Origin of the sequence: Virgibacillus halodenitrificans JCM 12304 (genome assembly GCF_001310895.1) — a bacterium.
GTDB classification, from domain to species: Bacteria; Bacillota; Bacilli; order Bacillales; family Amphibacillaceae; genus Virgibacillus_Q; species Virgibacillus_Q halodenitrificans.
In genome coordinates, this window is sequence record NZ_BAZS01000033.1 from 1 (window position 1) to 12,917 (window position 12,917).

A 12,917-nucleotide genomic window follows, 5' to 3' on the forward strand; every position below is an offset into this window, starting at 1 on the left:
TCATTACAAGAACCGAATACGATTACATTTCAAATTTAAACCTGTGGCAAAGAAGCTATTATATCTGATGAAAATAAATCACACTCTAGGGTAGCTTAACCTCCCCAGAGTGCGATGAATAAATGCATTTTAAAATCGACTAAAATTCAATACCAACGTCATTTGACTTAGAACCGGGATTATTTGACGCCTACTTATATATACATAAAACAAGAAGAGGTTGGCTTAATCAGTTCCTTTAACTCCATAATTTTATAATCACTTTTTGTGTCTGCCCTTTTGTTTATGCGAAAAGGCGTTTTTTTATTATAAATGATTTTCACTCCAAATAATCTGTATGGAAAGGATTTTCCCTTTCTTCAGTTTGGACAGAAATCCATTGGACAGTTGTAAACTCTTCAAGTGACCATTTCCCTCCAAATCGGCCCAATCCAGATGCTTTCTCCCCTCCGAATGCAATCAATGGCTCATCATTAACGCTTTGGTCATTCACATGAACCATACCAGAGGTTATCTGTTTGGCCACCTCCACACCTCTTTCCGGGGAACCTGCGTGAACCGCCCCGCTTAGACCAAATGGGGTGTCATTTGCAATGCGAATTGCATCTTCATCACTTTCAGCAGAAATAATAGTTGCCACCGGCCCAAACATTTCGTTCTGAGCAGTTGCAACATCATTCGAACCTGTTAGTATATAAGGATGCATGACGTTCCCTTCTACTTTTCCTTCCAACACAACTTCTGCCCCTTGCTTTTTAGCTGATTCGATTTGTTCGAGTATCCGATCAATTGCCTGCCGATTTATCAAAGGACCGATTAGATTATCCTTCTCGCTTGGATTGCCCACTTTAATCTTTTTCGCCTTTTCAACAAATTTCTCAACAAACTCCTTATATATATCCTTATGAACAATAATTCGATTGATGGCCATACATATTTGTCCATTATGCATAAACTTACCGAATAATGCCGAGTTTACCGCATTTTCCACTTTCGCATCTTCCAGCACTATGAATGGGTTGTTCCCCCCTAACTCAAGAGCAACTTTTTTAATATTTCTTCCACAAATTTCACCGATATGACGTCCTACCGGAGTAGACCCTGTAAATGAAATTAACCGTGGAATTGGATGTTCCACAAATGCATCGCCGATATCCTCTATGTTTGGAACCACAACATTAAAGACTCCTTTCGGCAATCCAGCTTCTTCAAATACCTTCGCAAGCAATATTCCGCCAGTTACAGCTGTCTGATTATCAGGTTTCAGTACGACCCCGTTACCGACAGCAAGTGCCGGTGCAACCGAACGCATGGCAAGATACATTGGAAAGTTAAACGGTCCTATTACACCGACTACCCCTAGAGGACTACGGTAAATCCTATTTTCCTTTCCTGGGATCAGGGAAGGGACGATTTCCCCTCTCATTCTTAGTGGGAAAGAAGCTGCTTCCCTTGTAATTGCAATAACAAAGTCAATTTCGACATTAGCTTTCAGATGGGATGAGCCACCTTCCCTAATTAAATGGTTAACCAACTCTTCTCTTCTCGCATCGATAATCTGCACTGCTTTTTCCATGATGGAAGAGCGTTCGAACGGATTAAATTTTGCCCATTCCTTTTTAGCCTGTTCAGCAGATTTATAAGCCTCATCTATATCTTCTTTACTAGCCATTTTTATTTCTTGCAGAACTTCATCATTATAGGGATTTTTCACTTCATAAGTGGTTTTCCCTTGGCCATCACGCCATACGCCAGAGATAAAATTTTTGTTAAGATTTTCATAAAGTTTCATATAATTTTTCTCCTTTCCTTCATACATGATTTATTCCTTATTAAATAAACTTCCCTATCAATCCCACCACAATCCAAGGATTTCTTTATTTCGTAAAAAAGCGCCTGTCCCTGTGCTTCCGTAGGACTATTTCAATACTCGCAAAACCGTTGTTACATTAAGATTACTGGAGGGAACTTTGGGCTAATACATAGACCCTTCACCCAAATTTAAAGAATACCTAAAATTAATAATCTTGAAACCATAACAACAGAAGTTGAAGCTACACGAGACGATTTAGTAATCAGAATCCAGTAAATCTTAAAATCTACCTGCCTTTTGAATTGAAGAAAGATTTTTATGTCAAATAGTGCAAAATAACACTTAAAAAAGTGCAAATTAAATTCAAAAGTGACAATCAAGGCATTTAGTTTGAATTTAATTTACGCAATAATTCTGATGTAATATAAAGTTTGTGAATATTTTCACTTAAACTATATGGGACAAAAACGGAATAAAGTATAGCCTCCAAAACTTTACTATTGGGCCAATTTGTGGAATATGGCTTATGGGGCTGCTGAGCGTTGGTGTTCAAGTAATTTGTCCCACGGATGTCCTTGTATTCTCTTTGAAACATCTTCCATCTTCTATTTGCATAATTGTATTCAAATTCCACATACTACTAACAAGAAATGGCGGTAAAAAGGGTGTGCGGGATGAGATTAAAAAGAAATAAATCCAAAAAGTCTTTGATAGATCAGGCAAATCTTTCCATAGAGAATATCAAAAGTCAATTAAATCATACTAGCGATTTAAAAGACCGCGAAATACATAGCAATAATCAAATCTATATTATCCTTTACATCAATTCATTAGTTGATCAGGAAAAGCTTGAATCAAAAATAATTAAACCGCTTATAAAAATGGAAAACAACAACATTTTAAATGAACTATATAGCCAGGAGATCAGCACTGCCAAAAGTAACAAAATAGCCATCAACGGATTATTAGACGGTTATTGTCTGCTAATTAAAAAAGGCAGAAATAGTGAAGGATTCCTGCTGAAAACGAACGCATCAACCGATAGAGAAGTTTCGGAGCCTATCGTAGAAAAAACAATCCTTGGGGCAAAAGTAGGTTTTGTTGAAAGCTTAGACAAAAACATTTTTTTACTCCGTACTGTAACAAAATCACCCGATTTCACGGTTAAAAAGTATACATTGGGATCCTCAACAACAACGAATGTATCACTAATTTATTTGGATCACTTGACAGATCCGGAAATCATAAAAAAGGTTGAACAACGTATAAAAAGTATTACGCTTGATTCCATCCGATCAGCAGGAGATATTCAGGATTGCATTGAAGATCATACAGTTACTCCATTTCCCCAGCTTTTACTTACAGAACGGTCAGACCGAGCTTCAGCAAATTTAAAGGACGGAAGGGTTGCTTTAATTATAGATGGAAGTCCTACTGTAATTATATTGCCAGCAACATTTATGACGTTCTTTCAAACACCGGATGACTATATTACCCGTTGGTGGTTAGGTTCATTTTTTAGATTTATACGTCTATTCAGCTATATCATTGCACTTATTCTACCGGCGTTATATATTGCTTTCGTTTCATTCCATTATGAAGCAATTCCTTTGGAGCTTGTTTATTCGCTGCAGTCTTCGTTGAGCTATGTACCATTTCAACCATTTATAGAGTTAATGATTATGCAGCTTTCCTTAGAGTTGCTTAGAGAAGCGTCCATTCGACTGCCACCTTCCATCGCCGCGACCTTTGGGATCGTCGGAGGGCTAGTTGTAGGAACAGCAATGGTTGAGGCAGGAATTGTCTCCTATGGTGGGCTTATAGTTGTTGCATTAACATCAGTCTCATCATTTGTTCAGCCAAATCTAGAAATGAGCAGCTCGATTCGTATATTAGGATTTCCTTTAATGCTATTGGCAGCTACATTTGGCTTTTTTGGTATTGTTATTGGAGTGTTATGTGTGTTAATTCACTTGTCACGCCTTACTTCATTCGGTGTTCCATACTTTTCGCCTTTTGTTCCATTGAACATAAAGGATTTTAAAGATACTATCATTCGTGTTCCTTCTTGGATGATGTATAAATACTCTAAAAATTCTCCTCATTATAAGCAAGAAAAACGATCAAGGAAGTGGAAACTAGATGAGAGTGAAGAGCCGTATTAGTTCTGTAAATTTATTTTTTCTGCTGGTGCATACGATGATTGGTGTAGGCTTGTTATCATTACCTCATCAAACACATGACGCAGCAGGCAGTGACGGGTGGATTTCCATTTTAATTTCTGGATTTTTTATTCAACTAATTGTACTGCTTATCTGGTTACTTTGCAGGAATTTCCCCAATCTTACCTTATTTGATTTTTCTAAAGTAATTTTGGGAGAAACTTTTGGAAATGTATTAAATTTTATATATATTATTTACATGCTCACAGTGATTTGTTATGTCTTCATAATATATGCGGATACCTTGAAACGATGGATCCTCCCTGAAACTCCAGTATGGATAATATTTTTGATAGGATTCTTTCTACTTATTTATGGATGTATTTGTAATATAAAAGATATAGTATCTTTATTTTCTTTTCTATTCATATTCATCCTGTTTTTATTCTTCATTACGTTTTTGGTTTATGGTTATTCATACATTGATGTTCGCTATCTCTTCCCTATTGGTTCCAGTGGTGGATGGAATATTCTTAAAAGTACAAGTGATTCAATGATATCCTTCATAGGGCTTGAAACATTACTTATTTATTTTGCTTTTATAAAGCAATCTAAAACTATTTCAGCACTGAAAGGAGTTTTTTTAGCAGTATTATTTGTAACCATCTTTTTAACGTATATTGTGATTCTAAGTACCGTAATGCTTAGTCCTGAAGAAATAAAAATCACGCCGGAACCGGTTCTATATATACTAAGTGCAATAGAAATAAGGATTTTAAGCCGATTAGATTTAATATTTCTTTCTTTCTGGGGTCTGATAGTTTTTACTACTATTATCAGCTACTCCTTTTCAGCAAGTATGGGAATAAGTAAATTAATCCGCATCAAACATAAATTTGCTGTGATACTATCTGGAACATTCGTCCTTATCGTTTCGATAATATTTTATTATATGGAGATTACCTTACTTGAAAAATGGCTAAAGCATTTAAGTTTAATTTTCGGCATTATTATCCCTATCCTACTGCTTTTAATAACAATTATTTTTAAAAGAGAGGCGGCATCGACCTATGAGAAAAACTGAGCTCTTCTTGATCTTATCTATTCTTCCATTACTAGCTGGGTGCTGGGATGAAAGACTTCTAAAGAATTCACGTACTGTGTATATATCGGGTTTTGACTTGGATGAGAATGGTGATTATCAAACAACTTCAATTATTAGAGATATGAATATTAGTGAGTCAAGTAGGGGGGAAATATCCATATCGAATGATCTGGTAACTGGAAAAGGAGGTTCGATAAAAGAGGCAAGCATGACAATTGATCAAAGCGTACCTGGTTATTACGATCCAGCAAAAGGAAGAACTTTAATCTTAGGAATCGACGTCGCCAAAGGTGACATCTACAATGTGCTGGATTCTCTTTACCGGGATCCAAGGGTGGACTTAAACGCCAAAATTGCTGTGACAGATAACAGTGCAAATGAGATAATTACCCATATATCCGAAAATGAAGTTGAAAAAGGGGAATACCTGTACGAATTGATTCACAGCAGTGAAATGTATTCGAAGATGCAGGAAATTACACTAAGATCGATTCGCACCTATTTGTTTGATGAAGGAAAAGATTTCATGCTCCCTTATCTGAGCAAGGACGAGGAAGATAATGAAGTTAAAATAAATGGTGCTGCTCTTTTTCATGACCATAGCTTTACCGGACAGTTTCTTTCCCCTGATGAAAGTACTTTGCTATTATTATTTATGGAAGCACAATCCAAAAAAGCACTCTTAACAGAACAGTTAGATAAAAAAGCTGACGGATCCGTCAGCTATAATGTAAAAAGCGTATCAAGAAAACTTAAGCTGGAAAAAGAAGAAAAGGTACATGCTGATATTATGCTGCAATTGGACGTGGAGATTGTTGACTATCCTCCAAACCATTTAGATAAGCAGGAAATGATAAATTTTTTAGAAAACCGATTATCAGAGATTCTCACTGAAAAAGCGGATGCTCTGTTCAAAAAACTTGCAGCGAATCAAAGTGACATACTTGGATTAGGCAGAGAACTCATTGCCTTTCATCCATCTATATGGAAAGAAATAAAGGGAGAAAATTATTATGAGCATATCCTTGTAAATCCAAAGGTAAAAGTCAATGTTAGAAGTAGTGGAATCATTTTGTGATCACTGTTTAAAGGCCTTTCCTGATGGAAAGGTCTTTTCGTGCTATAACCTATTAGATAATCTCTAATTTCATGTCCTACGTGTCTTTCATGAAATTCTCTCCTTAGAATTAATTTCCCAAGTTAAATTAAATGAGTTTTTTATGTATTGCGATTAAATTAAGTAGAACTTTATAATTATCTATTAATTAAGATGTAAAAAGTATTTATAAAATAATGAGCTAAAGGATATACACCCAATCAATAAAAGGAAATTTAAATATCCTGCATTTACAACCCATTACAAAAGACGATTGGATATCCTTGCGCTTCCGTGAAGACTAAATTTTGTGGCAACAAATGAACATGTAAAACAAATCTTCGAAAAAGTAGGTTTCCAAGAAGTCGAAGGATTAATGATTGAAGGTTAGCAGGTTTCCCACTTTACCTTTAACATAACGGAAAAGAGCTAAGAGGATTTCCTCCTAGCTCTTTTTGTAGATTACATATTACTTTTTAAACGTTTTAAAATCCGATGATAATCATCACGATCAATCCCTGCGGCAAATTGCTCTGGAAGTTCTGGGAAGTCGGGCACAGGCGCACCCTTAGGCATTCCATCAATTACTCTCAGTGTTTCGCCAGTTTCAGGGTTAGCCCCTTTCCAAATAATTTGGTTGATATCCCGATAGTCCTCTTCTCCCCATGTATACAATACATTGTACAATCCTTGATCCATAAATTTTTTGGCGTGATCAACACAGTCCTTATACGGTTAAAGAATTATGATAAACTAGGAACCAATTTAATAGCATCAATTATTATCCAAACTTGGAACAGGAAGCATCTTGCCTACCTCTGCCCCCGTAGCTACTTCGATTGCTTTCGCATAGGCAATAATGTGCGTTCCGCCTCGAACATTTCCAGCGCGGTAGGGTGGGTAGTCATTTCATAAACACGCATTTTATGGTTTCTTGCACCGATTTCCAATAAATAGTTGGCGAGAAGGTCCTCAACGAGCGTACCACTGTTATTGACAAAAGTTCCATTCCACGGTCTTCCCATCCCATCATCCAATTCAAAGCTTTGGCTGGCCGACGAACTTCCCAAATTGCTATGAATAAGATAAAGAACGTATTTAACAGGTATAGAAAAAAATCCACTCCAACTAAAATTCCTCCTTAGTTTTTCCCTTAGCATGTACAAACTATGTAGCAAGTATACGTTTGGAATACGAGGAATTGTTTAGATTGACCTTTTCTCATGAGACACCTCAAATAATTTTGTAATTAGTTTGTTTTGTCACAGGAAATTTAATGTTGGAGATGTATCGAAAAACAAAAAAGGAGGTTCGTTTTACATTTCTTCCATTTAAACCTAAAATCTTACATTATTCTGCTGTAGCTGACTAAGTATATTCTATGTTAAAAAGACTCCAACAGGGGGCAAGGTACCACTAATTAGGGATATCCGGTAAGAGCTCTATAAGTTGTAGCAACCCATGTTCCGTATTCGCCTGCTTGTAAAGAAGGGGGTTTCATAATAAGCCTCCCATTTAAAATAAAATGTCGAATTCTAATCTGGGGTTCATCAAATATGGCTAAGTTTCCAGAAAATGTGGCATAAGGTGAACCAAATCTTATTTGTTTGGTGTTTTCATCCCAAGATCCATTAATTGGAATAGGTGTACCACGAAAATTAACCGTACCAATTACCCTGTTATCTGTAATAGAGTTAATGTTGAGTACGCCCCAAACGATTGGTTTACCAGCTATAGCAGCATGGATACCCCATACTGATGGGAATGGAATATTAACCATTGTTTTCTGTGCAGTTTGCAATACTAATCTCCCCCTAAATTTAAAGTTTATGTTCAGAAGAATAAAGAATTAGATACCTTATTTACTACCCTATATAAAGGACCAATCCAGTATATGCACCACAAGCTGAATATGTTTACTTTTAACGGTTAGAAGCTCATCCTTTCGTTGAAAAATGCAGATCATTCAACAAATAGTTGTTAACTTTTAAGAAATCACTCGTGATGGAATCAAAAATCACGTGACAAAAAGTTGTTTATTCAACAAAATGGCCTGTTTGTTGCGCTATCCCAATCCATCTTATCAATGTAATTGCATCAAACTTAATTTCAAAATCACAGCCTCTTTTTCTCTAAATTATTTGTCTGCTACTTGTATGTTACGTGTATGCTACGTGTGAATTTTCCCCTGTTTTTAAAGCACCGCATATACAGTAAAATCCCCCAACCACACATGGTTGGGGGATTTGCAAGTGTTGATTTATTAACGTTTTGAGAACTGTGGTGCACGACGAGCGCCTTTAAGACCGTATTTCTTACGTTCTTTCATGCGGGCATCACGAGTTAGATATCCTTCTGGTTTTAGAGAAGCACGGTATTCTGGATCAGCTTCTAGAAGTGCACGGGCGATACCGTGACGGATAGCTCCAGCTTGTCCTGTGAATCCTCCACCATGAACGTTAACTAAAACATCATAAGTTCCTTCAGTTTCAGTTGCTGCAAGTGGTTGGTTAAGAATTAAAAGTTGTGTTTCATATGGGAAATAGTCTCTAGCATCACGACCATTGATTGTAATGTTTCCTGTACCAGGTACTAAACGTACACGTGCAGTTGACTTCTTACGACGGCCTGTGCCATAGTATTGTACTTGTGCCAATTGATTAACCTCCTCTTTAATTATCCGCGAAGTTCGTAAACTTCTGGTTTTTGTGCTTGATGATTGTGTTCAGATCCTCTGAATACATGTAATTTCTTGCTCATTTTACGACCAAGTGGTCCTTTAGGAAGCATGCCTTTAACTGCAGTCTCAAGCATTTCTTCTGTATATTTTGAACGCATTTCGTTTGCATTACGCTCTCTTAAGCCACCAGTGTAACCTGAATGACGATAGTACATTTTGTCTTGTAATTTGTTTCCTGTTAATTCGATCTTCTCCGCATTAATGATGATCACGTGATCACCTGTGTCTGCGTGTGGAGTGTAAGTTGGCTTGTGCTTTCCACGAAGGATTGCGGCAACCTCACTTGCTAAACGACCAAGACGTTGACCTTCAGCATCCACAACGAGCCATTTGCGTTCAATATTATTTTCATTCGCCATGAAAGTTGTGCGCATGATTGATTCCCTCCATCAATAAAATCTTTAATATTCGTTTCGTTATTCCTATATTTCAACATAATTAGTTCCGGGGCTAATCATGGTTTAGAAATAAAATGCCATAAATCATAATATACCAAACTGAGGCTATTTGTCAAGGGCTGAGACAGATTATTTACTGTTATTATAGGTTACCTGCCATAAATATAAACCTTGGGGTGGAACGGTTTCTCCCACAAGCTGTCTATCCTTCTTTTCTAACAATTTTTCAATATCTTCCGGACTTCTTCTACCTTGGCCAATATCCAATAATACACCTACGATAATTCGCACCATATTGTATAAAAATCCGCTTCCCCGAAAAATAAATTCGATTTCATTTCCTCGTTTTTCACAACTTACCTGAAACATCATTCGTTCTTTACTTCCCTTTGTAGTAGCCTTAGCTGAGGAAAAGGTAGTAAAGTCATGAAACCCTTCTAAATATTCACAGGCTCGCTGCATTTCCACAACATCTAACTTATATGGGAAGTGATAGGCATAGTTTCGCTTAAATACATCTGGTTCCTTTATGTTTAATACATAATAATGATATTCCTTCTCCGTTACATCATAACGAGCGTGAAACGTATCTGGAACCATTTCTACTTCTTTAACATACAAATCATCTGGTAATAAGGTGTTTAATGCCTTTTGCCAGTTAACTGTTGGGATATCGTAGTCTGAGTCAAAGTGAATCACTTGACCTTTCGCATGAACACCTGTATCCGTTCTTCCTGAAGCCTGAATACGGATAGGTAATCCTTTATGCATTTTAGTTAAAGCCTTCTCCAATTCACCTTGAATCGTTCTCTTCCTCGGCTGGATCTGAAAACCCGCAAATTGGGAACCATCGTAAGTAATTTTGCATTTCAATCTAGCCATTTGCTTCCGACCTTTCTGTTAACTTCTTACCAGCTTCTAAAATAGAATAAACCGGCAATTACAAACACAAATAAAACAAAAATCAACATATCTCTTTTTTCTATCTTTAACTCACGTAATTTCGTCCTGCCCTCTCCCCCTTGATAGCCTCTTGCTTCCATAGCCATCGCAAGCTCCTCTGCGCGTTTGAAGGCACTGATGAACAAAGGTATCAATAAGGGCACGATTGCTTTTATTCTTTCCTTAATAGGCCCTGTCTTAAAATCCACACCACGCGATGCCTGAGCCTTGGAAATTTTCTCTGTTTCCTGCATGAGTGTAGGTATAAACCTTAAAGAGATAGACATCATTAAAGCGAGCTCATGAACAGGGAATTTTAATTTCTTTAATGGATGTAGCATTTCTTCTATTGCATCTGTTATTTCTATAGGCGTTGTTGTCAATGTTAATAGAGAGGTAACCAGAATTAGTAGAAAGAAACGCATGGAAATTGCGAACCCTTGAATGACTCCTCCAGAATAAATCTTAAAACCTAAAATCTCTAATAAAACAGTACCTTCCTTTGTAACAATCAAATGCAAAATAAACGTGAAAATAATTAGGAACCATACTGGTGTTAACCCTTTCGCAATAAATCGGATTGGCACTCTGGAGGTGACTATACATGCGATAGCGAACAAGGTAAGAATGGAATAACTCACTACATTATTAGCAAAAAAAACAATAAAGACAAAGAAAAAAATAACTGTTATTTTTGTACGCGGATCTAACCGGTGTATAAGAGAATTACCGGGGACATATTGCCCGATAATTAAGGAATTATTCATTACTAACACCGTCCTTAACGATGGAATGAATCGTTTCCGCTATCTCCTGTACGGTTTGTCCATGAAATGGAATAGAGATAGAAAACTTGTCTTCAAAGGCATTGAGTAATTGAATTACTTCCGGCACATCCAGCTGTACTTGTTTTAGTGCATCCTTCTGTGTAAATACCTCTTCTGGAGATCCTTCCATATATTTCGTTCCCTTATTTAAGATAATTACATGATCCGCGTATTTTAGCGCATCCTCCATGCTATGAGTAACAAGGATTGTTGTAAGACCTTGTTCTTTATGCATCGTATTAAACATTTCCATTATTTCTTTTTGTCCACGTGGATCCAGACCTGCAGTAGGCTCATCGAGCACTAATACATCTGGGTTAATGGCCAAGACTCCAGCAATGGCTACTCTGCGCATCTGCCCTCCACTAAGATCGAAGGGCGACCGCTCAAGCATATCTTCCGAAAGACCAACTGCGGGTATAACCCTTTTTATACGCTCATTTATTGTTTCTTTGGGTACACCAAAATTCTCAGGTCCAAAAGCGATGTCCTTTGCTACTGTTTCTTCAAATAGCTGATGTTCAGGATACTGAAATACTACTCCTACCCGGCTTCGAAGTTCTTTGAGGTTAGTTGGTTTTTCCTTTGGAGTTAGTTTATATTCTCCTATTTTTACTTCTCCCTCGCTTGGGGTTACCAGGCCATTCAAATGTTGTAGTAACGTAGATTTACCTGAACCCGTATGCCCTACTATTGCTACAAAAGACCCTGAGGGAATATGAAAATTAAGATCTTTGATTGCTTGATGAGCAAAAGGAGTATTGCGTTGGTATATATAGCTTACGTTTGTGAATGTAATATCCATAAGTCCTCCAGCAATTCTTCGTGATTTAATGGTTCTTTTGTAAGGTTAATTCCTGTCTCCTTCAATTCATCAGCCAAAATAGCAACGAATGGAACATCAAGACCTATCTCTCTTAAAGAATCTTTCTTGGAAAATATCTCTCTAGGTGTAGCACGATCCCAGATCTCACCTTTATTCATAACAATAACACGATCAGCTTGTACTACTTCCTGCAGATCATGAGTTATTGTAATTAGTGAAAGGTCTTCTTTGTTTTGAACATTGGAGACCGTCCGCATAATTTCAGTCCTGCCTTTTGGATCAAGCATGGCAGTGGCCTCATCCAAAATGAGGACTTTTGGAGAAATAGCTAGCACGCTGGCGATAGCCACCCGTTGCTTTTGCCCACCGGAAAGCCGATGTGGTTCAGTAAACCGGTAGTCTTCCATACCTACGGCAGATAGCGTTTCTTCTATACGTGTTACCATCTCTTCTCTTGGTGTTCCTCTATTTTCCATCCCAAAGGCTACATCGTCCTGTACAGTCGTACCAACAAATTGATTATCAGGATTTTGAAAGACCATACCAACCTCTTTGCGAATATCCCAAATTGTTTCCTCATTCACTTGCTGGCCATCTATCAAAATTTCACCTTTTTGCGGAAATAAAAGGCCATTTATTAATTTAGCTATTGTTGACTTGCCGGAACCGTTATGACCAATGATGGCTACCCATTCACCTTCATAAATTTCAAATGAGCAATTTCTCAACACCCAGGGTTGCTCTTCTCCATATCGAAATGATACATCTCTAAACTCAATTAACTTCCTACTCATCGTACTCCCTCTCTCTCCCTGGATCTTGACTTATAATAAACTAACATAGTTTTATAATATAGATAGACTTCTATGATGTACATAGTCACTAAGTGGAATTATAGGGTTCCCCAGTTGATCCTGCCGGAGAATCGTATTCTGCCATAGAGGCTGGTTATCCGCCGGAGACTTGATATATCAGCCGTAGGAGGGTAGTTATCCGCCAGAGAACCGA

At 37.4% G+C, this 12,917-nt stretch carries 11 protein-coding genes and 1 pseudogene; 3 read left to right on the plus strand and 9 right to left on the minus strand.

The annotated features are described in order from the left end of the window. Positions 1-319: 319 nt before the first annotated feature. Complete coding sequence (locus JCM12304_RS15170) at positions 320-1,792, minus strand: aldehyde dehydrogenase family protein (protein WP_060681347.1); 1,473 nt, start codon at positions 1,790-1,792, stop codon at positions 320-322. Between the two features lie 695 nt (positions 1,793-2,487). On the opposite strand from JCM12304_RS15170, the gene JCM12304_RS15175 reads away from it, so the two are divergent. The 3 genes from JCM12304_RS15175 to JCM12304_RS15185 are packed head-to-tail and all read left to right on the plus strand — an operon-like array spanning position 2,488 to position 6,158. Beyond that, positions 2,488-3,978, plus strand: coding sequence for a spore germination protein (locus JCM12304_RS15175; protein WP_060681349.1), 1,491 nt, complete (start codon positions 2,488-2,490; stop codon positions 3,976-3,978). Further along, positions 3,956-5,059 carry a GerAB/ArcD/ProY family transporter gene (locus tag JCM12304_RS15180; protein WP_060681351.1) on the plus strand — a complete coding sequence of 368 codons (1,104 nt, stop codon included), beginning with the start codon at positions 3,956-3,958 and terminating at the stop codon, positions 5,057-5,059. Before JCM12304_RS15175 ends, JCM12304_RS15180 begins: the two co-directional genes overlap by 23 nt. Continuing rightward, on the plus strand, positions 5,046-6,158 hold the full coding sequence (locus tag JCM12304_RS15185) for a Ger(x)C family spore germination protein (RefSeq protein ID WP_060681353.1): 1,113 nt from the start codon (positions 5,046-5,048) through the stop codon (positions 6,156-6,158). Before JCM12304_RS15180 ends, JCM12304_RS15185 begins: the two co-directional genes overlap by 14 nt. 480 nt (positions 6,159-6,638) lie before the next feature. On the opposite strand, the pseudogene JCM12304_RS15190 reads toward JCM12304_RS15185, so the two are convergent. The 8 genes and pseudogenes from JCM12304_RS15190 to JCM12304_RS15225 form a co-directional block, all read right to left on the minus strand. Then, positions 6,639-7,207: pseudogene (locus JCM12304_RS15190) on the minus strand (manganese catalase family protein); the annotation flags it as partial. Positions 7,208-7,596: 389 nt separating this feature from the next. Then, the gene (locus tag JCM12304_RS15195; protein WP_172675304.1) at positions 7,597-7,977 is read right to left on the minus strand and encodes a hypothetical protein; all 381 of its coding nucleotides are present in this window, start codon (positions 7,975-7,977) and stop codon (positions 7,597-7,599) included. 462 nt (positions 7,978-8,439) lie between these two features. Further along, positions 8,440-8,832, minus strand: a complete 393-nt coding sequence (gene rpsI / locus JCM12304_RS15200) for a 30S ribosomal protein S9 (protein WP_019375502.1) — start codon at positions 8,830-8,832, stop codon at positions 8,440-8,442. Positions 8,833-8,852: 20 nt separating this feature from the next. After that, a complete protein-coding gene (gene rplM / locus JCM12304_RS15205) occupies positions 8,853-9,290 on the minus strand; it encodes a 50S ribosomal protein L13 (RefSeq protein ID WP_019375503.1) in 438 nt (145 codons plus the stop codon). A 153-nt stretch (positions 9,291-9,443) separates the two neighbouring features. Then, a complete protein-coding gene (gene truA, locus JCM12304_RS15210; protein ID WP_019375504.1) occupies positions 9,444-10,196 on the minus strand; it encodes a tRNA pseudouridine(38-40) synthase TruA in 753 nt (250 codons plus the stop codon). Between the two features lie 26 nt (positions 10,197-10,222). Beyond that, on the minus strand, positions 10,223-11,023 hold the full coding sequence (locus JCM12304_RS15215; RefSeq protein WP_060681355.1) for an energy-coupling factor transporter transmembrane component T family protein: 801 nt from the start codon (positions 11,021-11,023) through the stop codon (positions 10,223-10,225). Further along, the gene (locus JCM12304_RS15220) at positions 11,016-11,888 is read right to left on the minus strand and encodes an energy-coupling factor ABC transporter ATP-binding protein (protein WP_060681357.1); all 873 of its coding nucleotides are present in this window, start codon (positions 11,886-11,888) and stop codon (positions 11,016-11,018) included. Before JCM12304_RS15220 ends, JCM12304_RS15215 begins: the two co-directional genes overlap by 8 nt. Beyond that, positions 11,864-12,703 carry an energy-coupling factor ABC transporter ATP-binding protein gene (locus tag JCM12304_RS15225; protein ID WP_060681359.1) on the minus strand — a complete coding sequence of 280 codons (840 nt, stop codon included), beginning with the start codon at positions 12,701-12,703 and terminating at the stop codon, positions 11,864-11,866. The genes JCM12304_RS15220 and JCM12304_RS15225 overlap by 25 nt, the downstream gene beginning before the upstream one ends. Positions 12,704-12,917 lie beyond the last annotated feature (214 nt).

What these genes read in the sequence shown, in the direction of transcription:
- JCM12304_RS15225 (WP_060681359.1), bottom strand. Translation starts at nt 12,703, where the DNA reads ATGAGTAGGAAGTTAATTGAGTTTAGAGATGTATCATTTCGATATGGA.
- JCM12304_RS15175 (WP_060681349.1), top strand. Translation starts at nt 2,488, where the DNA reads ATGAGATTAAAAAGAAATAAATCCAAAAAGTCTTTGATAGATCAGGCA.
- JCM12304_RS15220 (WP_060681357.1), bottom strand. Translation starts at nt 11,888, where the DNA reads ATGGATATTACATTCACAAACGTAAGCTATATATACCAACGCAATACT.
- rplM (WP_019375503.1), bottom strand. Translation starts at nt 9,290, where the DNA reads ATGCGCACAACTTTCATGGCGAATGAAAATAATATTGAACGCAAATGG.
- JCM12304_RS15215 (WP_060681355.1), bottom strand. Translation starts at nt 11,023, where the DNA reads ATGAATAATTCCTTAATTATCGGGCAATATGTCCCCGGTAATTCTCTT.
- truA (WP_019375504.1), bottom strand. Translation starts at nt 10,196, where the DNA reads ATGGCTAGATTGAAATGCAAAATTACTTACGATGGTTCCCAATTTGCG.
- JCM12304_RS15170 (WP_060681347.1), bottom strand. Translation starts at nt 1,792, where the DNA reads ATGAAACTTTATGAAAATCTTAACAAAAATTTTATCTCTGGCGTATGG.
- JCM12304_RS15185 (WP_060681353.1), top strand. Translation starts at nt 5,046, where the DNA reads ATGAGAAAAACTGAGCTCTTCTTGATCTTATCTATTCTTCCATTACTA.
- JCM12304_RS15180 (WP_060681351.1), top strand. Translation starts at nt 3,956, where the DNA reads ATGAGAGTGAAGAGCCGTATTAGTTCTGTAAATTTATTTTTTCTGCTG.